General features: G+C 36.4%; 21 protein-coding genes and 1 other RNA gene. 9 read left to right on the forward strand and 13 right to left on the reverse strand.

The genetic code is table 11. The annotated features are described in order from the left end of the window. Positions 1-82: 82 nt before the first annotated feature. On the forward strand, positions 83-1,357 hold the full coding sequence (glyA, locus tag R3X28_RS07120) for a serine hydroxymethyltransferase (protein ID WP_282055068.1): 1,275 nt from the start codon (positions 83-85) through the stop codon (positions 1,355-1,357). Between the two features lie 9 nt (positions 1,358-1,366). Here glyA and R3X28_RS07125 read toward each other — a convergent pair whose 3' ends face one another. Beyond that, positions 1,367-2,020: a hypothetical protein gene (locus tag R3X28_RS07125; protein WP_154369366.1), complete on the reverse strand. Its 654-nt coding sequence runs from the start codon at positions 2,018-2,020 to the stop codon at positions 1,367-1,369. 166 nt (positions 2,021-2,186) lie between these two features. Between R3X28_RS07125 and R3X28_RS07130 the strand changes: the two genes are divergently transcribed. Further along, positions 2,187-2,726: a hypothetical protein gene (locus tag R3X28_RS07130; protein WP_154369364.1), complete on the forward strand. Its 540-nt coding sequence runs from the start codon at positions 2,187-2,189 to the stop codon at positions 2,724-2,726. Here R3X28_RS07130 and R3X28_RS07135 read toward each other — a convergent pair. From R3X28_RS07135 to R3X28_RS07175, 9 genes are all read right to left on the reverse strand, one after another. Continuing rightward, positions 2,723-3,040 carry a hypothetical protein gene (locus R3X28_RS07135; protein ID WP_154369362.1) on the reverse strand — a complete coding sequence of 106 codons (318 nt, stop codon included), beginning with the start codon at positions 3,038-3,040 and terminating at the stop codon, positions 2,723-2,725. The genes R3X28_RS07130 and R3X28_RS07135 overlap by 4 nt on opposite strands. A gap of 161 nt (positions 3,041-3,201) precedes the next feature. Continuing rightward, on the reverse strand, positions 3,202-3,843 hold the full coding sequence (locus R3X28_RS07140) for a hypothetical protein (RefSeq protein WP_154369360.1): 642 nt from the start codon (positions 3,841-3,843) through the stop codon (positions 3,202-3,204). Between the two features lie 168 nt (positions 3,844-4,011). Then, positions 4,012-4,683 carry a response regulator transcription factor gene (locus tag R3X28_RS07145; RefSeq protein WP_154369358.1) on the reverse strand — a complete coding sequence of 224 codons (672 nt, stop codon included), beginning with the start codon at positions 4,681-4,683 and terminating at the stop codon, positions 4,012-4,014. A gap of 43 nt (positions 4,684-4,726) precedes the next feature. Further along, positions 4,727-6,634, reverse strand: coding sequence for an ATP-binding protein (locus R3X28_RS07150; protein ID WP_317663615.1), 1,908 nt, complete (start codon positions 6,632-6,634; stop codon positions 4,727-4,729). A gap of 326 nt (positions 6,635-6,960) precedes the next feature. After that, positions 6,961-7,314, reverse strand: a complete 354-nt coding sequence (locus R3X28_RS07155) for a hypothetical protein (protein ID WP_317663617.1) — start codon at positions 7,312-7,314, stop codon at positions 6,961-6,963. A 143-nt stretch (positions 7,315-7,457) separates the two neighbouring features. Beyond that, positions 7,458-8,201, reverse strand: a complete 744-nt coding sequence (locus R3X28_RS07160; RefSeq protein WP_317663619.1) for a LytTR family DNA-binding domain-containing protein — start codon at positions 8,199-8,201, stop codon at positions 7,458-7,460. A 152-nt stretch (positions 8,202-8,353) separates the two neighbouring features. Beyond that, positions 8,354-9,883: a hypothetical protein gene (locus tag R3X28_RS07165; RefSeq protein ID WP_317663621.1), complete on the reverse strand. Its 1,530-nt coding sequence runs from the start codon at positions 9,881-9,883 to the stop codon at positions 8,354-8,356. 10 nt (positions 9,884-9,893) lie between these two features. Continuing rightward, positions 9,894-10,289 carry an acyl-CoA thioesterase gene (locus tag R3X28_RS07170; protein ID WP_154369347.1) on the reverse strand — a complete coding sequence of 132 codons (396 nt, stop codon included), beginning with the start codon at positions 10,287-10,289 and terminating at the stop codon, positions 9,894-9,896. Then, on the reverse strand, positions 10,289-11,332 hold the full coding sequence (locus tag R3X28_RS07175) for a glutaminyl-peptide cyclotransferase (RefSeq protein WP_282055059.1): 1,044 nt from the start codon (positions 11,330-11,332) through the stop codon (positions 10,289-10,291). The genes R3X28_RS07170 and R3X28_RS07175 overlap by 1 nt, the downstream gene beginning before the upstream one ends. Positions 11,333-11,599: 267 nt before the next feature. Between R3X28_RS07175 and ffs the strand changes: the two genes are divergently transcribed. The 3 genes from ffs to fsa all read left to right on the forward strand — a co-directional run bounded on the left by ffs (position 11,600) and on the right by fsa (position 13,342). Further along, positions 11,600-11,698, forward strand: an RNA gene (gene ffs, locus R3X28_RS07180) — signal recognition particle sRNA small type. A gap of 116 nt (positions 11,699-11,814) precedes the next feature. Further along, complete coding sequence (locus R3X28_RS07185) at positions 11,815-12,624, forward strand: SDR family oxidoreductase (RefSeq protein ID WP_317663624.1); 810 nt, start codon at positions 11,815-11,817, stop codon at positions 12,622-12,624. 64 nt (positions 12,625-12,688) lie between these two features. Continuing rightward, positions 12,689-13,342 (forward strand): fructose-6-phosphate aldolase, encoded by a 654-nt coding sequence (gene fsa, locus R3X28_RS07190; RefSeq protein ID WP_154369341.1) that lies wholly within the window; start codon positions 12,689-12,691, stop codon positions 13,340-13,342. A 56-nt stretch (positions 13,343-13,398) separates the two neighbouring features. Here the strand turns inward: fsa and R3X28_RS07195 are convergent, their stop codons facing one another. Next, a complete protein-coding gene (locus tag R3X28_RS07195; RefSeq protein ID WP_317663625.1) occupies positions 13,399-14,784 on the reverse strand; it encodes a transaldolase in 1,386 nt (461 codons plus the stop codon). Positions 14,785-14,959: 175 nt separating this feature from the next. Here R3X28_RS07195 and R3X28_RS07200 point away from each other — a divergent pair, with 175 nt between their 5' ends. Together R3X28_RS07200 and R3X28_RS07205 are read left to right on the forward strand one after the other, a co-directional pair. Continuing rightward, positions 14,960-16,588: an ABC-F family ATP-binding cassette domain-containing protein gene (locus tag R3X28_RS07200; protein WP_317663627.1), complete on the forward strand. Its 1,629-nt coding sequence runs from the start codon at positions 14,960-14,962 to the stop codon at positions 16,586-16,588. Positions 16,589-16,616: 28 nt separating this feature from the next. Further along, positions 16,617-17,756, forward strand: a complete 1,140-nt coding sequence (locus tag R3X28_RS07205) for a hypothetical protein (RefSeq protein WP_317663629.1) — start codon at positions 16,617-16,619, stop codon at positions 17,754-17,756. A gap of 19 nt (positions 17,757-17,775) precedes the next feature. Here R3X28_RS07205 and R3X28_RS07210 read toward each other — a convergent pair whose 3' ends face one another. Next, positions 17,776-18,495 carry a hypothetical protein gene (locus R3X28_RS07210; protein WP_317663631.1) on the reverse strand — a complete coding sequence of 240 codons (720 nt, stop codon included), beginning with the start codon at positions 18,493-18,495 and terminating at the stop codon, positions 17,776-17,778. 205 nt (positions 18,496-18,700) lie between these two features. Between R3X28_RS07210 and R3X28_RS07215 the strand changes: the two genes are divergently transcribed. Beyond that, positions 18,701-19,276 carry a fasciclin domain-containing protein gene (locus R3X28_RS07215; protein WP_317663633.1) on the forward strand — a complete coding sequence of 192 codons (576 nt, stop codon included), beginning with the start codon at positions 18,701-18,703 and terminating at the stop codon, positions 19,274-19,276. On the opposite strand, the gene pheT is transcribed toward R3X28_RS07215, so the two are convergent. Beyond that, complete coding sequence (gene pheT, locus R3X28_RS07220; RefSeq protein WP_317663635.1) at positions 19,268-21,694, reverse strand: phenylalanine--tRNA ligase subunit beta; 2,427 nt, start codon at positions 21,692-21,694, stop codon at positions 19,268-19,270. The two genes, R3X28_RS07215 and pheT, sit on opposite strands and share 9 nt — an antisense overlap. Positions 21,695-21,884: 190 nt before the next feature. On the opposite strand from pheT, the gene R3X28_RS07225 reads away from it, so the two are divergent. Then, positions 21,885-23,045, forward strand: coding sequence for a TlpA disulfide reductase family protein (locus R3X28_RS07225; RefSeq protein ID WP_317663637.1), 1,161 nt, complete (start codon positions 21,885-21,887; stop codon positions 23,043-23,045). Positions 23,046-23,051: the final 6 nt, after the last annotated feature.

A 23,051-nucleotide genomic window follows, 5' to 3' on the forward strand; every position in this document is an offset into this window, starting at 1 on the left:
ATTCCTAATCAAATATATTATTTTCCATGAATAACCAATCGGCAATTTGTATTTTTACCGCTCATTTAACAGAAAGGAAAATATGCAACGTGACCAACTTATTTTTGATTTAATAGAAGAAGAGAAGGAAAGACAATTAAACGGGATTGAACTTATCGCTTCTGAAAACTTCACAAGTCCCCAAGTAATGGAGGCTGCTGGATCTGTATTGACGAATAAATATGCCGAAGGATACCCTGGAAAAAGATATTATGGAGGTTGTGAAGTGGTTGATCAGGTTGAACAAATTGCTATTGATAGGGCTAAGGAATTATTCGGTGCTGTTTATGCAAACGTACAGCCCCATTCAGGTTCACAGGCCAACGCAGCCGTTTTTCATGCGTTTTTAAAGCCGGGTGACAAGATTTTAGGATTTGATCTATCCCATGGCGGGCATTTGACCCATGGATCTCCGGTGAATTTTTCCGGAAGATTATATAACCCTGTGTTTTATGGGGTAGATTCTGAAACGGGCATGCTTAATTATGACGCTATTCAGGAGATTGCGTTAAAGGAAAGACCTAATTTAATCATCGCTGGGGCTTCGGCTTATTCCCGTGATATGGATTTTAAACGTTTTCGCGAAATTGCGGATAGCGTAGATGCTATTCTTATGGCAGACATAGCCCACCCAGCTGGCTTAATAGCTAAAGGAATACTGAATGACCCTATTCCACATTGCCATGTGGTTACGACGACTACGCACAAAACTTTGCGTGGACCCAGGGGCGGATTAATACTTATGGGGCAGGATTTTGACAATCCGTTCGGTATAAAATTGAAGAATGGTAACCTTAGAAAAATGTCAGCATTGCTAGATTTAGCTGTTTTTCCTGGTAATCAAGGAGGGCCATTAGAGCATATCATAGCAGCAAAGGCCATCGCCTTCGGAGAAGCTTTGACAGATGATTACCTTAATTATATGTTGCAAGTAAAGAAAAATGCTGCAGCTATGGCAGCTGCTTTTGTTGCAAAAGGCTATAATATTATTTCAGGGGGAACCGATAACCATATGATGTTGATCGATCTTCGGAATAAGGATATTACCGGTAAGGATGCTGAAAAAGTATTAGTAAAAGCAGATATTACGGCTAATAAGAATATGGTGCCATTTGATGATAAATCGCCATTTGTAACTTCCGGAATACGGTTTGGGACAGCAGCCATTACAACTCGAGGGTTAAAAGAGAATGAAATGTCAACTATTGTCGATTTGATCGATCGTGTTCTGACAAATGCGGATGATGAAGATAAAGTAGCTGAGGTTAGGGGTGAAGTCAACGCCCTAATGCACGGTCGGGATTTGTTTAATGGATAATATTCAAGGTCAATAGTTTAGATAGTGTATTTCACCATGAATTAGGGATTGTTTTCTTAGATTGTATATTACGTCGTTATTTTCAGAATCATAATATAATCCCCAATTTTTAAAGTAGGTGGTTTTATCATTCTTGTTCAATATGGCCTTGATATAGCTATTGGTCCTATTTTTTTTATTCATTTCAAATACCGGAATACAAATTTCAAAAGGGACTTCAATATGTTGTTCCGTAAATTTTTTGGAATGAATATCTAAAGCATTTATTAGATTTTTTAATTGATGAAGTATACTGTTTTTATAAATCTTTCTAATAATTATAGAAGTGTCTTTTAGATAAATTGAGAGTTCCTCGATATCTATAGGCACTTCATTGTTATCCTGTAACTTTTTAAATGCAGTTGAGAAAAAGTCGGAAACCCGGTCAATTTTTTTTTCAAATGTATTCCCTGGAATTATATTTTTTAGCGAAAAAAGAATTTCTCTTAATTTATAATTGCAGTCCATTTCTATCACCAAACCCATTGAGCGATCGTTTGCTGAGGAATTTCTAATTGTAATAGCAGAAAGAAAGTGGTTTTCTAAACTTTCTTTAAAGACTTTTAGACCCAATAATTTCGCACTATTTTTATGTTGCTCAATTCTTATAATTTTTTTCTTCATAGGTATATAAATTATTGGACGGTTATATTATTAGGTCATAATAAATTGTTTACGTAAAATGTATCGAATATATTTGTGTTAATATCGAAAATATACAATAAATATATCGAATATATTGGAAATCAAAAAGAGTTGATTAAGAAAAGATTACCTTAATTTTATCAAAATGTTATTAGAAAGAATCAATATTTTTTTAGACTATAGTAATTTGAGTTACAATAAGTTCGAGAAATCGATCAATGCAAGTAGGGGAACTATTTCCAGGGCATTGAAACATAACAAGACCATTGGTTCCAATGTTGTGGAAAGTATTCTTGATGTATATCCAAATTTGAGTGCAGAGTGGTTATTGAGGGGCAAAGGAGAGATGATTATAGCTAATGAACATTCCAAAGAAGTGAATCCAAGTAGGTTGGATTTGGAAAAGGAAAGAGTTGGTCATATGATTGATTTTTATGATATGATGGAGGAAAGTAAATTGGTTGAAGTCATTCAAAAGCTCTATAATAATCATCAGGATAAAATTGAAGAATCCCATTCCCATGATTTTCTTGAGCATTTTGTATTAAGAACTTGGGAGAAAAAATACGGTGCCGAACTAAAGCATATAAACAGAATGCTTGAGATATTTTATCGTGAACGTATGGAAAGGGTGGTAAAAAATGAAGAGCAAGATCAACAAAATAAAGGTAAAAAAAGCCATTAGGATATTTTTCTCAGATTATATACGTAGTCGATCTTGAATTCAAGTAGATCAATAAGAAATTTATGAATTTCCGAACCTGTACCCTTGCTGAACCTATTTAAAAAATCGATGGTTTTCTGTAAATGTATTTTGTAATTCAGGGTATATTCTTCCGCATTGAAATCTTTTAGATAAAGACTGTTAAAACAGATGATCATATCATCAAACCAAACTTTTTCGTGGGTCATTTCCCTCATTCTTTCCAGTTCTTCAGTCAATTTTTCAATACCGATAAAATTGTCGATTCTTTCAACCATTAATTCCTGTAGGCGCATTTTTAAATTATAATATATTGATTATATGGTAAGTTCGTTGTGAAATATATAAAAAATACCACGAAACACCTACTATGATTATATATTTAATATCCACTAAGGAGAATGGTGTCGGTTTAAAATTTAAAGAATAGCGTATATTATGGTGTGTGACAAGGTTTTTATTGATTTATCATGTGTAAATCTTCATAAATGAACCTAGCATTTTTCAGGTCGTAGATAACGGCGTCTTTTTCAGATTCAAAATACAAGGCCCAATAACTAGAGTAGTCCTGTGTTCCTTTGTTTTTAACATTCGAGTTTTTCGTAGCCATGATTTCATCTTCAAACACCGCAACGAAAATTTCATAGGGAACCTCAACATTACCTTTTGTTAGTTGAAGGAAGTGTTTTTCAAGATTGTTCAAAATGCCGTTCAGTTGATCGGCAATACTTTGGTCGTATAATTTATCTATAATTATACTGGTGTCTTTCAGGTTTATGGTAAACTCCTCAACATCAAATGAAATGCCATTATATTCTTCTAATTGAACCAATTCTTCCGAAAGGGAATATTTGGTCTGGTTGAATGTGCCCCAAGTTCCTTTGTATGAATGTATGATCATATCAATAAGGCTTAAGTTACATTCAATTTCAATAATTAACTTGGCCTGATTATCGATAATGGTATTGGTCCAAACCGAAATTTGGGAGAAAAAATGTTTTTCAAGATTATCGATAAACCCCGAAATTCCATTGAAGGTAGCACTTCTGATTGACCTTGAGGGGAGGTTGTTTCCGTAATTTTCTGACTTTAAAGACATAAATAGGGGCAATTATTATGAATAACCTCAAATCTAAATGAATGTCTCAAGAACAGAACCTAGTAAAACCTTATAAAAAATAAGGTTATAATGGATGAAGCATGAAAAGTAATTTAATCACTTGATATTCAGTGTTATAAAGAATGTTAAAAGTTGAGGAATGAAGAATTATATGAATCCGCGTTTTCTGGCTTCTTCAATTAGCTCAATATCATTTCCCTGTTCAATACCAAAAAGCTGTTTCAGTTGTCTTTTCCTGGATTCCACTGTGGTGGGGGCTACGGAGATCAATGGGCCAATATCTTTGGTACGGGTTCCTGTGGAGAGGTAGTGTAATATTTTTTTATCTGTTTCATCTACGAGATCATAATCATTAGCCATTTTTTTTCGAATGGCAGATAAGGCACTAGCCGTATAATATGGGGGTCTTTCCAATACGGTCCTTACCATGGCACATAGCGATTTTTCATCTATTTCGGACTTTACCATATAACCATCTGGATCTACAGATTTAAAAATACTGTTAATACGGTAACTATCGCTAAATGATGACATAAAGACGATTTTAGAAGTTGGTACTTTTTTTCGGGCATAAATACCTAAATCTTCACCACTTCTGGTATCCCCTGAATGTGTAGGAAAAAGAGATATGTCTAATAAAACAATGTCGTAGGGAGTTGAACGGGCTGAAAAATCTATTTTTTCTATGGCTCCTTCAAATGTATTTACCGTATCTACCTTAACTTGAAATCCGTCAAACTCGGAACCTTCCAAAATATATTTATAGCCCATAGCCGTCATGGCATGGTCATCTACCGATAAAAGTCGTACAGTCTTCATAATCATTCCTTTCTATAACTATAAAAAGTAACCTATTATTGTTTCACACTCTCTTTTCATGAATGACTTCATGGGCATTATTCTGACTTTCAAGGGGGATATTCAAGATAATTGTGGTTCCTTTATTAGGCCTGCTATCGATATCCCAAGTACCACCAAGTTTTTCAACTCTTGATTTTATGTTTCGCATACCTATGCCTTTCTTTCCTGGCTTTGAGGCGAAACCTTGTCCATCATCCGTAATGGTAACAATTAATATTTGGTTTCTTCGCACAAAACTAACCAAAATATTCTTACATTTTGAATGTTTTACTGCATTTTGCAAGATCTCTTGAACCATTCGATATAGGTTGATTTTGATTTCACCTTTCATGGCATCCCAGTCATAGGTTTCGTCATAATCAAACGAAAAGTCCAAGTCATTTGTTGAACACGTAGTTTTCAATAATTCTTTTATAGAACTAATGAAGTTGTTGATGTTGTGATATGCGGCGTGGCTCAATTCATGGGAAATGGCGCGTACTTCTCCTTCTACATCTTTTAATGCTGCTATGGCCTTCGCTCTTTCTGAAATGGCCTCCTCGCTGGCCACTTTGTTCAATCCGGTAAGTACCATTCTTGCGCCTAGCATTTTACCTAGGACGCCATCGTGTAATTCTTCGGAAATTCGTTTTTGTTCCGCTTTTTTTGTTTCCGCTATTTTCTGCTTTTGCGACAGCATCAAATCAAATATCTCTTGGTTGCTTGTTTGTTGTTGCTGTTGAAATTGTAAGGCTTGGTTTCTGGAACGTTGGTAGAAAATCACATATAATGATACCCCAAGTAAAAAGATGCTTAAAGCCAAACCTGTCCAGATTTGTTTTTTTCTGACAAGGGATTCGTTTTCAGCAATGAATTCATCGGTCTCAAAGCGAATTCGGGTAAATTTATTACGTTCTTGGCGTTCTACTTGGATAAGACTATCGGTTAACGCAATATATCGTTCCGTATAATTCAGTGAGTTCTTTGGATCAATACGGGCCAATAATCCCAAAGAAGCCAATAATCGCTTATTGTTAGATCCCTCTTCTGCATATTGCTTTGCTTTTTGGCCACTGGCCACTGCGTTTAAGGTGTCGTTTTTAGATAAATAAAATTCAGCAAAGTTATATTCGCTCAGTGAAAGGCCTTCTATGTCATTTAGTTCTTTTTGAATTCGTTTGGCCATTTCCAAATCTTGAAGGATATTCAACGTATCACCCAACTTAAATCGACTAAATGCTAGATTATTGACAATCAAGGCATAGGTAGAGGGCGCAAAGAACCTTAGGCTATCTTCTGTAAACACAGCTTTTTGGTAATATTTTTTGGCCGCATTATAATTACCTTGGTCTTTATAAACATTGCCGATGTTGTTTTGGAGCTGGGGATAATAAAGACGAGGAATTTCTTCACTTTTTGCTTCTGAAAGATATTCATTGGCTAAATTAAAATATTCCAAGGACCGATCATATTCTTTCAATTCTTTAGTAATGGAGCCCAATAAACTATAGCAACGATGTAATCTAAGGTGTTCATTTAAAGGTTTTAACAGTTCTATGGAATTAAAAGCGTTCACTTCAGCACCGGTATAATCCTTAACCTCGGTTTGGATAAGTGCCATATTATAAAACATGCGTCCGGCATAATAATTGTCCTTTAAGGAGGTGAACTTTTTTTGGGCTTCTTGATAATTATAGAAGGCACTGTCCATTACCATATGGGTTTCGAAAAAATCGGCCAAATCCCATAGGGCATATGCTTCCGTAATGGTATCGTTAATCTTGTTGGCGAAAGAGAGGGTTTTTTTGTTGGCGTCGCGAAACTGTACGGTATCATTTAAAGCTAAATAAGCCAATGACAATCTGGAATAATAATATACTTTTAAACTATCCGGGCTAATTTGATTAGCAGCCAAGAATGCTTTTTTCAATATTGAATCTTTATCTTTTTTAGAAAGATCTGTACGGTTCCCTTGACTAATCCAGATTGTAATACTATCATTATCAATTATTTGAGAAGCTTCTGGTTCCTTGTTGGAAGTTGTGCAAGAAGCAATATTGAGGCATAGTAAGACCTGTAGGATAATTTTAATAGCTAATTGTGTTTTTGGTCGTTTTATTTTAGGCATGGCACTACTATGGCAATACTAATGTAAACAAAAAGGTCTTAATCTTTGTAAGATTAAGACCTTTTTGTTTTGGAAGGGTTCCTTTTGAAGAAACCTATTATCTTCTAATTAAATTTATTTACATTGCTCTAAGCATCTTTAGCTTCCCTTCTGTCTTTAGTATGTGCGCAGTCGTCACATTGGGCCACTTTGGCTTCCCTTCTGTCTTTAGTATGTGCGCAGTCGTCACATTGGGCAACTTTAGCTTCCCTTCTGTCTTTAGTATGTGCGCAGTCGTCACATTGGGCCACTTTGGCTTCCCTTCTGTCTTTAGTATGTGCGCAGTCGTCACATTCAGCTACTTTGGCTTCCCTTCTGTCTTTTGTATGTGCGCAGTCGTCACAGGTGATTTTGTCTTGTTCTTGGATTTCATTTTCGGTATTCATGGCCATTGATCCAATCATTAATGCCATAACTGCTAAAATACTAAGTGCTCTTCTCATAATCATTAAAATTTTGTGTTAGGGGTTTCTGTTTATTACGATGTAAAACTAATAATGCCCTATGAGTTCGGATATCTAGATGAAAAAGTATGAGTATTTGACCTAGTTTGAAGAGGATTTAACCTACTTCTGAAAGAATTTACTTAATTCGAAGTAGGAATAGCGGTTTTTGACAAATGTTCCTTTACCTCATCAATGTTCGATTTGTACGATTTTGAAAAGGGTAATTGTAGATTACGCAGTTTTAAAGTACATACCGATTTACCATAGCTGATACCTGAAATAAAAATGGTATTGATGATATAACTTTGGTGGATTCGAATAAAATTCGAAGGTAATTGGTTTTCGAAAGTTTTTAGCGTTTTAAAAGCATTGACAATACTGCCGTCCTTCATGACAAACTCCGTAGTATTATTGTCTGCTTGTAGGTAAAGGATGTCATCGGTGTTCAAATATTGGAAATCCCGGTACGATTTTAAACATATGGTCTGCGTCCGCATTTGCGTTGGGGCAGGTTCCGGTATTTGTTTTTTAAGGCGTAATAATGATTTCCGAATATCAAACTCGTTATATGGTTTTAACCAATAATCAAAAAAACCATTCTTGATGGCATCATAGGCATGATCTTTAGTTTTGGATATGCCTATAATAATCGGGATTTTTTTGACATATTGATGAAGCTCAATTACCATTTGAAAATACTCAGGAGCATTTTCGTTTAAGTTTACAAAAACGACGTCGGGGGAATATTTTAAAATTGCATTTAGACCGTCGTTACTGTTTTTAGCTAAGGAAGAACACGAAAAATCACCATATTCCTCTAAAAAATGCTGTAATTGCAAATTTGAGGTAGCGTCAGAATCGATTATGGAGTAATTGAAATCCAATGATTTAGCTATTAGTTTTTAGCAAAGTTATGACTGTGTGGGAACCATGGACATAGGAAAACCTTATAAAAACCAAGGTTTGTCTTTGTGAATGGATAAAATTTAAATATTAAGCAGAAAATACTTATTAAAAGTGAAGTTTTTATTACTTTTTACTTATTGGCAACATATTCATGGGCACCAATATCGGGTTTATCCCTTCTATCAGTACCTAGAATATCATATGGCAGGCTAATCGAATAATCCGGATTGGCCTTGTCTCTAGCTGAAGATGTTTCGCCGATCCAATATATGTTGTTGGTAACATTCATAAAATCAGTTGGTTGGTTAACATATACTTCGTTGTACCTTTCATTGTCGCTAAAATCGTACAAATAGTTATTCATGATTTGTTCTGCACCAGCCCCTAATTTTATGAGGGAATTGTTGAAAGTAAAACTAAATTCATTTTTTTCATCGTGAATAAACGAGATTTCAGAAAGTGCATTTCCATCAATTATACAATTATTGAATTGGGCCGAAACCAAATCCCCAGAGTCCGAACCATTATGGTCATTCAATTCTATGGCCGTTCCAATTCGTGAGCTATAGGGCCAATAATTGGCAATAGTGCAATGTGTGAATTCGTAATTACCCCCAAGGTTGCATAACAATGAATTTCTACCCGCATTTCCTAAAATGGTGTTTTCACCAACTATATATGCGCTATTGCCCACAAGGTTAGTAGTGGTACAATTATAGATTTGTGTGTTTTTAAGGGTCAGGGTAGGGGATTGCAGTAATTCGTTTCCATTGGCTACTATTCCAAAGGAAGCATTTTTTAGAGTTAAATGTTCAATTGTATTGGAATTACTTCCCTCAGCTATCCAAATACCTGTCCATTGGCCTGGAACATTTTCATACTGTGTTTCTAGGCGGTCACCTTCCAAAATCACCTCATTTTCCAATATTTCTTTATCTAGGCTTAATTTTCCATTTACAATCAAAGAGGCACCTTCACTTATATACAATCCTGAATTTTCATGGAAATGTAAATGACTTCCGGCTTCAATGGTTAAACTTTGGTTTTCTGGCACTACGGCATAACCATATATGATATAAGGTTTTTCATTACTGAAGTTCAATTCACCTTGCTGTAAGTAATAACCTTCCGCGTTAAAGGGTTGGTCATTATGGTCCATTTCCAATTTGAAGGTTTCCTTGGCCCCATTTATTAAGGTTCTTGGGTAAAGGAAAAAGGCATCCTTGATCAATGTTACCAAATGTACTTCTTGGGTTATCGTAGTACTATAAAACTCAATGATGTCTGTGTACAAGAATTCATTTTGTTCACTGGAGTCAAGGTCGTAGGTGGTTTCAATAAATATATAAAGGCTGTCTTGGGCGAGTATGGGGACATTCGTGAACTCTTTTCCGGCAACTCCATCGACATTCAATCTATATGCGCTATTTGCCCCTTGTTTTAAACGTATGGATGGAATCTCGATCCCATCTCTGTTTGGGTTATATACTTTTAAAGTATATGTACTACTGGCTATATTTGAAAAAATGGTATCCAGATAAACGGTATCCTTTGAAAATTCCAAATTGCCGGGGTTGGTCCCATATTCGAAATCCTTTCTGCACGAACTCCATCCTAAAAGTAGTGTAATACTTGAAATCAGGATTATCAGGCGTTGCATGGTTCAGGGGTTATTGCTTTAAAAAGGCTTTTTTTATGGCTTCTGAAATTCGAATAGGCCTTAAAGTTAAGGCATTCAATAGGCACCATTCAGTTTGTGAACGCACCAATAGTTCATTTGTATCGGCATTGAACATTTCTACGCAACGAATGGATAAGGCGCCTTTGGTATTGGCGATAAATGTCCTTGCCAATATTTCATCCCCTAAAACTGCAGAACTGAAATAATCTATTGTGTGTTTTTTAACGACCCAAAGAATCCCTGCCCTCATTTCTTTGGGAGCAGTAGTTTCCCAATGTTCTTTAGATATATCTTGGATCCATTGTACGTAACGAACATTATTTACGTGTTTCAGTTCATCTAGATCATTTTCGGACACACGTATTCTTTTTTCGTAAGATTCCATTACTTTCTTATGATTTTCACCTCGAACATTTTGTCCCAGTTTTTCCCAGTTACGAAAAAGGTCTTGCGTTCGGGGTTATATGCTACGCCATTAAGCACGTCCAATTCTGGGTGTTTGGTGACCTTTTCTTTTAAACCACTAAAGTTTATGACCCCCTCAATAGCTCCGCTTTCGGCATCTATAATCATCATACTGGGTTTTTGGTACACATTGGCATATATTTTACCATCAAGATACTCCAACTCATTGGCCATGTTGAAGACTGATTTATCGGTTGCGGTTTCAATATGCCCTTCTTCTGCTAAGGTTTCCGGATTCAGAAACCAGATTTTTTCAGTGCCGTCACTTTTAAAGATTTTGGTTCCATCATTGCAGAGCCCCCAACCTTCTTTACTTTCGCCGTATTGAAAACTACTTGTTTTTTCAAAGGTATCCAGGTCATAAACAAAACCGATTCCGTTTTGCCAGGTAAGTTGATATATTTTGCCGTTCATAATGGTTATTCCTTCCCCGAACTGGGTATTTTCCAGAGCTATTTGGTTTAAGATCTTTCCTGTCTTAAAATCGACTTTCCTTAAAGAAGATCTACTTTTTTTGCCGGTACTTTCATAAAGGATTCCTTGATGGAATTCCAAGCCCTGGGTATATGCCTTAATGTCGTGCGGAAATTCATTTATAATTTCATATGTATACAAAACTGGAGGTTTGGGGGCCAAAACCTTTATTTTTTTATAGATTTCAGCACTTGTGTCCTCGTAATCAATAATTGCCTTTAAGGTCTTGTTCCCTAAAGTCGCAAGATCGAAAGTTACTTTATTACCGTTAACCTCAAGTTCATTGCCATCAATGGAATAAGTTATTTTATTAATGGATTTCTCTTTTTTATTTTTAATGGCAATACCTGCGGTTTCATTCTGCTTAAAGGCTTTTTTGTTGCCTTCCAATTGAATTTCGAACAAAGAGGATGCTTTTGTGTTTCCGCTGCCACACGCTACAAAGAGCAGCAATAAATTACAAACAGCAAAAAGTTTAAATGTATTCATGAAAATAAAGGTTTATTATAAGGTGCAATTTTCGTCAAAGCGGTTCAAGACCTTACCTAGCGGGTTCTTGGGCTTTGATTAGGGGGCAAGTTACTTGATAATATTTAGAAATTAAAACGATTGATTATGTTTTAAGTACCGTTTTTTCTTTGATCTTATGGTATTCTGGGTATTTAATTCATTGGTAGACAATGACTTTTCGTTTTTGTCGTAGAATCTGCATATTTAAGGTTTATTATTTGATATAAAAGATTGTATATTTGCATTCGGCAAGTCCTACACGACCAGCTCCTGTAGAATCCCCCAGGGTGGGAACGCAGCAAGGGTATATGGTTGTAGCGGTGCGATGTAGGTAGCTTGCCGTTTTTTTATGCCTTAATTTTACCTAAGGTGTTTTTTAAGGTTTTTCATCGCCAATCTTTTAGATGAATATAAATCCATAGAATAAAGGCTTTTTATTATTCGTTAATTTTGCAACTATTATGGAGCAAAAAATAGTTCTTATCACAGGCGGTTCATCAGGAATCGGCAAATCTGTCGGCAATTACCTAAAAAGTAAAGGATATAAAGTTTACGGAACAACAAGGAACCTTGCCAATTATCCTGATTTCAGGGATTTTGATTTATTGGAATTGGATGTTAGGGATGTCGATTCCATTCAAAAAGCAATTTCCGAACTTTTAGAAAAGGAAGGTCGATTGGATGTTTTGATAAATAACGCAGGTGTTGGTATTACGGGCCCTATTGAGGAAACTCCCCATGAGGAGATTCTAAAAACGTTTGAGACCAATTTTCACGGACCACTTCACATGATCAAGGCTGTATTGCCGCAAATGCGTAAACAAGGAAACGGACGTATTATCAATATAACATCAATTGCAGGGTATATGGGGCTACCGTATCGGGCCATATATTCTGCCACAAAAGGGGCTTTGGAACTTACGACTGAAGCGCTTAGGATGGAAACGAAGGATTTCGGAATTCACATCAGTAATTTGGCACCGGGCGATTTTGCCACTAATATTGCCAGCGGGCGATATCATGCCCCCGTAGTGGAAGGTTCCCCGTATAGAATTCCCTATGGGAATACTTTAAGGCTAATCAATGATCATGTTGATTCAGGTAGTGATCCCATTCAAGTAGCCCTAATGGTTTACCGTATCTTGAATGCCAAAAAACCAAAAGTGCATTATAAGGTAGGATCCTTTATGCAAAAGTTCTCTATTGTTTTAAAATATTTATTGCCAGACAAAGCTTATGAGAAGCTATTGCTGAACCATTATAAGTTGTAATTTTGGAAGAATTGGAATAATTATAAAAAACAACTGGAATATTAATCAATTAATATAGAAATTCATGAAATTTTTTATCGATACCGCGAATTTAGATCAAATAAAAGAGGCTCAGGAACTTGGGGTTTTAGATGGGGTAACCACCAACCCTTCATTAATGGCCAAAGAAGGTATTACTGGGCGTAATAATATCCTAAAACATTATGTGGATATCTGTAATATTGTTGAAGGGGATGTTTCTGCCGAAGTAATAGCGACGGAGTTCAAGGAAATGGTCAAAGAAGGGGAAGAACTGGCAGAGTTGCATGAGCAGATCGTAGTTAAGGTACCAATGATAAAGGATGGGGTAAAGGCCTTAAAGTATTTTTCCGATAATGGTATTCGTACCAACTGTACTCTTGTTTTTTCCGTAGGTCAAGCATTATTGGCTGCCAAAGCCGGTGCAACATACGTTTCTCCGTTTATAGGTAGATTGGATGATATTTCAACAGACGGGCTCAATTTGATTGCCGAAATACGTCATATCTATGATAATTATGCTTTCGAAACACAAATATTGGCCGCTTCCGTTAGGCATACCATGCATGTTATAGACTGTGCGAAAATAGGCGCCGATGTAATGACGGGACCACTTTCTTCTATTGAAGGTCTTTTAAGGCACCCTTTGACCGATAGTGGATTGGAAAAGTTCTTGGCAGATTATAAAAAAGGAAACTAAGAACCTTTTAATTGTTTATTAAGATTAGACCCAAAAGCTTTTTGTTTTTGGGTTTTTTATGGGAATGATTTATATATATCACCAAAAGCATCAACTATCTGCTCGTCTTCAGTTATAATGCATTTATTCATTGGATATACGATCAAGGTCTTCGTAAGTTGTTCAAAATCGTCAGAACGAAACTGATAGGAGGGGTCAAAACCAGATGCGTTGACCAGGGATTTCCAATCGTCTTGATCGGTTTTTACATTAATGCCCACGAAGCTGAAATTTGGTTCTATACGGGATAGATACTTTACTCTATTCGAAATATCTTTTAGATGTTTTCTGTTCGTTCCTGACCAAAAATAGAATACGGTCTTCCTGTTTTTGGAAATATTAGGCAAAGAAACCTTTTTCCCTTCAAAATTGGTCAATTCAATTTCAGGGATTCTTTTTTGGGGTTGAATGTTGTTTATTCCCGCATATAAATCATCAATTTCGGCCATATGCCTATTATCTCCCGATAAGGCGTGAAAAACTTCCATAAAGATTTTATTGTTTTCCTGGGTGTCATGCACCTTCAATAAATAATCTACCGCCACATTCCTGAAAAGGTTGTCTTTAAGTTCTTTTTCAATAACTAAACTATCGATAAGTTTCAATTTATGTTTATTGAAATGAAGGTGGTTTTTTGCCATATTGTCCTTAATGTCACATCCGTGGGTGCAGGACATGTAAGATAAGTTGCCAAAATGGTTCACCATGAACTCATAATACGGTCTTAAATATGTTAAGTCCTTGTTGTCGTATGTGAGTTTGTTTCTATAGGCGTAATAATCCTTATTTAATTTGGGTGATTTTTTATCCTTGGATAATTTTTTATTTTTAAATGGATATCGTTCCTTGAATTTTGCATAGCTATATACTATATCGGCCTTGGCGATTTCCAATTCTTTCTCCGTAAAATGAATTTCCACGTCAAGCTCCTTTAGTAGATCTAGTTTTATTTTTTGAAGGGAATCGATTTTCCTGCTGAAGTCCTTTGGTTCTAATCGGTAGTAATTTGTTATGCTTTTCTTTTCACTTTCTTTGGTGAGGTAAACTTCCATCATAAAGTTGTTTATCTCTTCTCCTTTACCAGAGTAAACTAATGACTCATCAAAATCAACGGTGTTTAAACGAATCAAAAGGCTGTCACCTTTCTTAAGGTATACATTCTGGTATTCCGGTGCATGTTTAAAATGGTAAAGACCATCTTCTATCGAATCTAGTTTAAAGGAAAACATATTGTTCTTGTCCAAGGCTGATGAATCGATAATGGCATCACCCTTATAAAGAACGACGTAATCGCTGGTCGGATTTACGATTTCCCCGCTAAAAAAAGCATTGGATAAATTTTCCTGGCTTTCATTGCAGCTTGCCAGTACAATAAGAAAAAGATAAAGTAAACGTCTATTCATATAATATTTTATACGATATGCTAACAAAATTAAGGAACCCAAAGGTGGCTACCTGTTAATTGCGAGTTAAAATACGGTACGGTTTCGTTAAGATATTCCCCATATTTATGCTTAAAGTTTATTGGTCTAGAGCTATTTAATTGTCTATTTTTGCACGGATTTTAAAAAGAGGAATATGTTATCAGTATCGAATTTATCTGTTCAATTTGGCAAACGCGTTTTGTTTGATGAAGTCAACGTGTCATTTACCCAAGGGAACTGTTATGGTGTCATTGGGGCCAATGGGGCAGGTAAAAGTACCTTTCTTAAGATTATATCGGGGCAGATAGATCCTACATCCGGCCATGTTCATTTAGAACCTGGCAAACGTATGTCGATACTGGAGCAAAACCACAATGCCTATGATGAACATACGGTCTTGGAATCTGTTGTTATGGGGAACAAACCCCTATTCTCGATAAAAAATCAGATTGATGCATTATATGCGGATTATACCGATGAGAATGCAGATAAAATAGGGGAGTTACAGGTGCAATTTGAAGAAATGAACGGTTGGAACGCCGATAGTGATGCCGCTGCCTTGCTGTCTAACCTGGGTATTCATGAAGAATTACATTATTCGTTAATGTCGGATATAGATTCAAAACTGAAGGTTAGGGTGCTTTTGGCACAAGCCCTATTTGGAAACCCTGATGTATTGATCATGGATGAGCCCACCAATGATTTGGATTACGAGACTATTGGTTGGTTAGAGAACTTTTTGGCAGATTATGAGAATACGGTAATTGTGGTTTCGCATGACCGTCACTTCTTGGATGCGGTATGTACGCATATTGCAGATATAGATTTTGGCAAGATGAACTTGTTTTCAGGGAATTACACCTTTTGGTATGAAAGTAGTCAGTTGGCCGCACGCCAGCGAGCCCAACAAAATAAGAAAGCAGAAGAGAAAGCCAAAGAACTGCAGGAGTTCATTATGCGTTTTAGTGCGAATGTCGCAAAAAGTAAGCAGGCCACTTCACGAAAAAAAATGCTTTCTAAATTAAAGGTAGAGGATATAAAACCCTCTAGCAGAAGATACCCTGCATTGATTTTTGAACGGGAACGTGAAGCAGGAGATCAAATATTGAATATTGAAGGATTGTCGGCCTCTTCTGAAGACGGAGACCTGTTGTTCCAAAACGTAAATATTAATTTGGCAAAAGGGGACAAGGTCGCCATAATCTCGAGAGACTCCAGGGCTACCAGTGCTTTTTACGAGATACTGAACGGCAACAAGAAACAAGATTCAGGAGAATTTCAATGGGGCGTAACAACTACACAATCATATTTACCCGCAGATAATACTGACTTCTTTACCCAGAACATCAACCTAGTAGATTGGTTAAGGCAGTGGGCGAAGACCGAAGAGGAGAGAGAAGAAGTCTATATCAGGGGGTTTTTGGGTAAAATGCTTTTTAGTGGGGAAGAAGCCTTGAAAAAATGTACCGTTCTTTCCGGAGGGGAAAAAGTTCGTTGCATGTTAAGTAGAATGATGATGCTAAGGGCGAATGTGCTTATGTTGGATGAGCCAACCAATCACTTGGATTTGGAAAGTATTACCGCCTTTAACAACTCGCTTAATAATTTTAAAGGAACGGTTCTTTTTACGACCCATGACCATGCATTTGCAGAAACTGTGGCTGATCGTATTATAGAATTGACACCAAAAGGCAACATTGACAGATATTTGACGTTTGATGAATATATGTCGGATAAGACTATAAAAGAACAGCGTAACAAAATGTACGATGTGAAGGGATAGTTTTATCGGTCCCTAAATATCTTACATTATGAAAACCTACAGCTTGCTTTGTTCACTTGTGGCATTTGTGGCCATGGGTTGCAGTACTTCTGAGGACAACTCCACGATTCCTACAGAAAATGAAGTTGAAGAAACTTCTTACGATGCGGATTATGCATTATTGCAGAAAAGTAACGGTCAATTATCCGTTCAATCACTTAAAGTCACGGATTCAGGTATCGATTTGAGTGAAGCGGACAGTACTTTTGAAAGTACACCATCACCTGAACTGACATTCCGGCAAGGGTCGATTTTTGCATATTATACCAAAGTAACGGATTGTGATGGGCAGGTAACCCTTCATGATTTTGAAGATAATGAATCAAGAACATTAGACGTATTTGAAGATTTATTGGATTGTAGCCTTATGGTTTCTTCAATCGCATTCGATGCGGATAATTTGTACGTTGCATATACCAAAGAGGAGACATCAAAAATTGACAAGTATTATGTCCGTATTTTGGATCTTTCATCGGAAGTTAGCAATGCCATTGATATAGAATTGGATAAAAAGCCGGTTCAAATGGCCATTGCAAATGCCCATTTGTTTGTATTAACGCTAGATTTGGATGTTACCAATGAGTATGAATTATCGATAGTGAATTTAGCTACCAAGGCTGTAATACATGAAAAGGGTCTAGGTTATAACGTAGGGCATATATTTACAGATACCCAAGATCAAATCATTATTTCTTATAAAGAACTGCATACGGTTTTAAATAGTTCAACTTTTGGGGTTAAGTATGTTAATTACGATGCAGCCACAGCTCCAGGATTTTATGGCTCTGAGAATAATTGCTTTGATGAATCGGGAAGAATGTTTTATATCAAAACATCGGATTCAAATCCAATAGGAATCCCTGCTGTTTATGATTTTTCCAACAACCTTGTGTTGTTGTATATCTATAGTAATTTCCTTACTGCTTCAGAATTGGAGTTCGAGTTTAAAATAGGGCAGACCTCTATGGTTAGCTATGATAATGAAAACCATGTTTTAATAGTGGGTTATCAGAAGAGCGATGATGAAAATAAGGGTGGACTCTTGCGAATTCAATTAGAGCCGGAACCCAAGTTTTTGGATAATCTTGATTTAAACGCGGTGCCCTATCAGTTTTTTTATAAGGACTGATAACTTTTAAGATGAAAACCTAGGTGTTTAGAAAACGACTTTTCCATATAGCTTGGTTAAAGTTCTTCCCTTTGGCAAAACCATAAAACAAGACTACGGCAAGTGACCATTTGAACATAAAAAAGAACAATAACCAAAATTCATAACCTGTAGTGGTTTTCGTAAAAAGTTGGATAGGGGTTATCAATGTCGTCAAGAAACTCAATACCAGTACGGTAATAAGTAAGTTCACAACATTCTTAAAAGGCCACATTAAAACTTTTCGAAGAGGATGGAGGTCATTACCCCATTTGTGTATAAAGTAATAGTAATCGTTGCCTAGGGTTACGAACATTAAAGGGTCGTCTTTGTCCTTTAATTTAAAAAGTTTAGACGGAGCAACTATTTTGAATCCGGTTAACTCAGAGTTATGCTGTTTTTCAAGCTGTTTTATTTTAGAAATCGCTTCAGGCGGAATATCTCCCTTAAAATATTTGGAATCTAAAAATCGTAGTCGATAATCAATGCAGATCTGCTTTATGTGCTCTATATGATATATATTTTCAGATTCCAATAAATCAAAATTGAACCAATTGGATGATTCGGTTGTACTTTGTTGGATGTTTTCTTCAATTCTCTTCGTATTGGCCTGGTCAATCTCGAATATCCTTTGAACCGCTTCAAGTATATCAGGGGTTGTGCTATCCTTCGATCTAGCATAATTCAATGCTTTTTTCAGATTTGTTTTTTTCAATTTCATAGCATTATATATCATAAAGCTCTGAAAATAAAACAATTTGCCTTTATCGCAAATTTTAAAATGTTAAACCCTAAATGTTAATATAATGTTAAATATGGTAAAAGGTGTAATTTGTCAGTTTTCTACATAGGTTTATATTGTATATTGTCGATCATTCGATGCAGTTCATCGATTTTTTTAAAATCAAGCCCTAAATTAAACCTAAATGAGATTTTTTGTTCCCCACTTGGCCTTCTTGACTTTTCTTTGGACTTTTTCAATGGTAGGGCAAGGTCCCAATTCCGATGTGGAAAATGAATTGTTGGCTATTGGGTTTGAAGAGTCTATACTTTCGAACACCTTGAACCTAACAGACCATGCCACCTTATATTCGGCTATAAAAGCAGCCGATTTAGATAATATATTGGCTTTCGATGGTCCTTTTACTGTTTTTGCCCCTTCTGATAAGGCGTTCAATATACTTTTCGAAAACACCGGGTCTGACTTATTGAAAACGGAGAATAAAAGTGATTTACAGGCACTTTTAAGATACCATATTATTGCGGGTAAGTTCACGGCTTCCAGTATACTCAAGGCATTGTGTAGGGGTAATGGCACGGCAACGTTCATGACGATACAAGGTGAAGCTCTTACGGCCACTATTCAAGGTATTGATATTGTTTTAACCGATAGCTTTGGGAATTCGGCAAAAATAACCACCGCCGATACCAATCGATGCAATGGGGTAATACATACTATAGATAGTGTGATTCTACCTAAAAAAATGAATTATTTACCTTAATTCCGCTCCCAGTTCCGTTTCGTACTTCTGTTGAAGTTTAGACATTATTTTGTCTATCTGTTTATCGGTAAGGGTCTTGTTCTCATCCAACAAAGTGAAACTTACCGCGTAGGATTTTTTTCCTTCAGGTAATTTGTCCCCTGTAAAGACATCGAAAAGATTTACTTTTTTCAAGAGTTTTCGCTCAGTTTGAAAAGCAATGTCATGTATTTGCTTAAAGGCGACGTTCTCATTTATCAATAAAGCGAAATCCCTTTTTACTTCGGGGTATTTAGGAATTGGCTTAAATATTATTTCCGATTTCGGTACTAGTTCAATAATGTTGTCCCAATTAAAATCAGCATAAAATACTTCTTGTTTTATGTCAAAGTGTTTGATCAGGGATTTGTTGATGACACCAAAATCCACGATTTTCTTTTTCTTGGCAGCTAATGTCAATCCTTCTGAAAACAAAGAGCTTTCGGCCGGGGTTTGTGTTCTTTCCGGAATACCCAATCTATTTAGAATATTTTCAACTACAGATTTAAAAAAGAAAAAATCGGTTGGTTTGGCCGGTGAAGCCCATCCCGTTTCGTTTCTGTTGCCTGTAACCATTAGGCTTAAATGCTTGTTTTCTACATACCTATCGGCATATTTATGATAGGTTTTCCCGAACTCAAAGAACCTGAGATTACGATTTTTACGATTTATATTATATGATACCGTCTCTAAACCATTCAATAGCATGCTTTGACGTAAAGCTGAAAGATCGGCACTTAACGGGTTCAGCATACTAACCGAATCATCTTTATTGAGCTCTTTGATCAAATCAATGTAATCCGGTGAGGTTAGGCTATTGGTCATAATCTCATAAAATCCCCTTGAAGCCAATAAATCCCCAATAATAACTTGTAGGTTGTAATCTTCATATTTGGAAATAGGAGCGATTGAAGCATTCAGTTTATCTCCAAAGGCAATGTTGTTGTAACCATATACCCTAAGGATTTCTTCGATAACATCTACTTCTCGCTGTACATCAACCCTATAAGATGGTATGACCAATCCCATACCGGATTCGGTAACATTCTTTACCTTGATTTCCAATGAGGCCAAAATGGACTTAATAGTATCCCGAGGTATTTTTTGGCCAATAAGGTGGTCGATTTTATCAAAAGTCAGGAATACTTGATAATCATCCTTCTTGTGCGGATACAGATCAACGATATCAGATGTTATGTCGCCCCCGGCAATTTCTTTGATCAACAGTGCGGCACGTTTTAAGCTATACTCAACATTTTCAATATCGATACCTCTTTCAAATCGAAAAGAAGCATCGGTGTTCAGGCCATGTCTCTTAGCGGTTTTTCTTATTGATACCGGATCAAAATAGGCACTTTCTAAAAATATGGATTTTGTATTTTCGGTAACTCCCGTATTTATTCCCCCAAAAACTCCGGCAATACACATTGGTTTTTCGGCATCACAAATCATAAGGTCTTCTTCATGAAGCTCCCTTTCAATACCATCCAACGTCATGAATTTAGTGCCTTTGGGCAATGTTTTAACGACTATTTTTTTACCCAAAATGCGATCCGCATCAAAAGCATGTAAGGGTTGCCCCATTTCATGTAAAACATAATTGGTTGCATCAACCACATTGTTAACAGGGTTCAGGCCAATGGCCTTTAGTCTGTTTTTTAGCCAATTTGGAGAGGGTTGAATGATAAGATTACTAAGGGTTACACCACAATAACGGGGTGCTAAAGTGTTGTCCTCTACCGAAACATCCATTTTCAATGATCGATCAGTAATGTTAAAATGACTGGTCGATGGTGTTATAAGCTCTTTTACTACTTCTTTTTGTTTAAGTCCGGCCTTTAAATCCCTTGCAACACCATAATGGCTCATGGCATCCGCTCTATTTGGGGTTAGCCCTATTTCGAAGACCTCGTCATTTTCAATTTCCACAATTTCGGCAAAAGGAGTTCCAGGAACAAGGGTGTCCTCCAGAACCATAATCCCATCGTGGCTTTCTCCCAACCCAAGTTCATCTTCGGCACATATCATTCCATGACTTTCTTCGCCACGTATTTTTCCTTTTTTAATGGTCCAAGCTTCCCCTTCTTTGGTATAAAGCGTTGTGCCGATGGTAGCAACGGGTACTTTCTGTCCTTTAGCCACATTTGGGGCGCCACAGACTATCTGTACTGGTTTTCCAAGACCAATGTCTACCGTAGTAAGTTTAAGGCGATCAGCATTCGGATGTTGCTCACATGTTAATACGTGACCAACGACAATACCTTTTAATCCGCCTTTAACGGTTTCATAGCTCGATATACCTTCAACCTCCAAACCTAAATCGGTTAAAAGTTCAGCGGTATCATTAGCTTTCCAATCAATATTAAGGAACTGTTTTAACCAGTTGTAAGAAATGTTCATTTTCTATATTTAAAGCTGGTAAAGATAAAACAATGAAATAAGACATTCAATACAGTTTCAATTGAATTGTTTTAATTTTTTATGTAAGTAATTATTTGTTTCTTCGAATAAACTTTTTAAAAATTGATTTATGCGTTATTGGGCGGCTTTCCTATTGGTGGTAATATTTTGTGTTTCATGTACTAATCCTATGCAAAAAGGGCTTTCTGAAGGTTCGTGGCTCGCTCAGTTACAGGTTCAGGATGGTGAAACTTTACCTTTTAATTTTGATTTGAAGAACGATAAAGGGCAATTGAAGGTTGATATTTTTAACGGGGATGAAATTATCAAGGTTGATGAGATAAAATTGATGAAGGATTCTATACGTATTCAATTACCGGTATTTGAGGGTTATGTAAAGGGAAGGTTCAACGACACGGTCATTGATGGCGAATTCATTATTGAGAGTTTAAATCGTGTAGTTCCTTTTAAAGCTAAATTTGGGAAGCAACCACGTTTTAAAACAACTCAAGAACCATTGACCGATATTTCTGGTATATGGGAAACTGAATTCAGTCCGAATTCCTCAAATAGTTACCTAGGGAAAGGTGTTTTTACACAAAATGGTAACAAAGTTACAGGTACGTTTAGAACGACCACTGGTGATTATCGTTTTTTGGATGGGGCGATTGATGGTGATATCATGAAAATTTCAGCATTTGATGGTGCCCATGCCTTTTTGTTTACTGCAAAAGTAACCGATAGTACTCTTAAAGGTACTTTTTATTCGGGTAACCATTATCAGGAACCTTTCATGGCGGTTAGAAATGAAAGTTTTGAATTACCCGATGCGGATTCTTTGACATTTTTAAAGGCTGGGCATGAAAAATTCACTTTTGATTTTCCTGATTCCGATGGTAGACAGATTTCATTGGAAGACGATCAGTTCAAAAATAAAGCTGTAATCGTGCAGATAATGGGTACATGGTGTCCAAATTGTTTAGATGAATCCAAGTTCCTTGTTAATTATATTGAAGAGCACCCAGAACTGGATATTGAAGTAGTTGCTTTGGCTTTTGAATATTCTAAGACTGAGGAAAAGGCGTTTCAGCGCATTGACAGGTTAAAAAAGGCCATTGGTATTGATTATCCCGTTTTATTGGCTCAATATGGGTCATCAAGTAAGATAAAAGCACATGAGAAGTTACCCATGTTGAACCATATCATTTCTTACCCAACAACAATCTACATCGATAAAAAAGGAGAGGTGAAAAGAATACATACGGGATTCAATGGTCCTGCGACAGGCGAAAAATATGAATCATTTAAAAAAGATTTCGATGCCTTCGTCAAAAAGTTGGCATCGGAATAACATTAG

The organism is Maribacter sp. TH_r10 (assembly GCF_033101095.1).
Classification (GTDB): Bacteria; Bacteroidota; Bacteroidia; order Flavobacteriales; family Flavobacteriaceae; genus Maribacter_A; species Maribacter_A luteus.

Coding starts and splice junctions, on each gene's coding strand:
- glyA (WP_282055068.1), top strand. CDS start 83: ATGCAACGTGACCAACTTATTTTTGATTTAATAGAAGAAGAGAAGGAA.
- R3X28_RS07125 (WP_154369366.1), bottom strand. CDS start 2,020: ATGAAGAAAAAAATTATAAGAATTGAGCAACATAAAAATAGTGCGAAA.
- R3X28_RS07130 (WP_154369364.1), top strand. CDS start 2,187: ATGTTATTAGAAAGAATCAATATTTTTTTAGACTATAGTAATTTGAGT.
- R3X28_RS07135 (WP_154369362.1), bottom strand. CDS start 3,040: ATGCGCCTACAGGAATTAATGGTTGAAAGAATCGACAATTTTATCGGT.
- R3X28_RS07140 (WP_154369360.1), bottom strand. CDS start 3,843: ATGTCTTTAAAGTCAGAAAATTACGGAAACAACCTCCCCTCAAGGTCA.
- R3X28_RS07145 (WP_154369358.1), bottom strand. CDS start 4,683: ATGAAGACTGTACGACTTTTATCGGTAGATGACCATGCCATGACGGCT.
- R3X28_RS07155 (WP_317663617.1), bottom strand. CDS start 7,314: ATGAGAAGAGCACTTAGTATTTTAGCAGTTATGGCATTAATGATTGGA.
- R3X28_RS07165 (WP_317663621.1), bottom strand. CDS start 9,883: ATGCAACGCCTGATAATCCTGATTTCAAGTATTACACTACTTTTAGGA.
- R3X28_RS07170 (WP_154369347.1), bottom strand. CDS start 10,289: ATGGAATCTTACGAAAAAAGAATACGTGTGTCCGAAAATGATCTAGAT.
- R3X28_RS07175 (WP_282055059.1), bottom strand. CDS start 11,332: ATGAATACATTTAAACTTTTTGCTGTTTGTAATTTATTGCTGCTCTTT.
- R3X28_RS07185 (WP_317663624.1), top strand. CDS start 11,815: ATGGAGCAAAAAATAGTTCTTATCACAGGCGGTTCATCAGGAATCGGC.
- fsa (WP_154369341.1), top strand. CDS start 12,689: ATGAAATTTTTTATCGATACCGCGAATTTAGATCAAATAAAAGAGGCT.
- R3X28_RS07195 (WP_317663625.1), bottom strand. CDS start 14,784: ATGAATAGACGTTTACTTTATCTTTTTCTTATTGTACTGGCAAGCTGC.
- R3X28_RS07200 (WP_317663627.1), top strand. CDS start 14,960: ATGTTATCAGTATCGAATTTATCTGTTCAATTTGGCAAACGCGTTTTG.
- R3X28_RS07205 (WP_317663629.1), top strand. CDS start 16,617: ATGAAAACCTACAGCTTGCTTTGTTCACTTGTGGCATTTGTGGCCATG.
- R3X28_RS07210 (WP_317663631.1), bottom strand. CDS start 18,495: ATGAAATTGAAAAAAACAAATCTGAAAAAAGCATTGAATTATGCTAGA.
- R3X28_RS07215 (WP_317663633.1), top strand. CDS start 18,701: ATGAGATTTTTTGTTCCCCACTTGGCCTTCTTGACTTTTCTTTGGACT.
- pheT (WP_317663635.1), bottom strand. CDS start 21,694: ATGAACATTTCTTACAACTGGTTAAAACAGTTCCTTAATATTGATTGG.
- R3X28_RS07225 (WP_317663637.1), top strand. CDS start 21,885: ATGCAAAAAGGGCTTTCTGAAGGTTCGTGGCTCGCTCAGTTACAGGTT.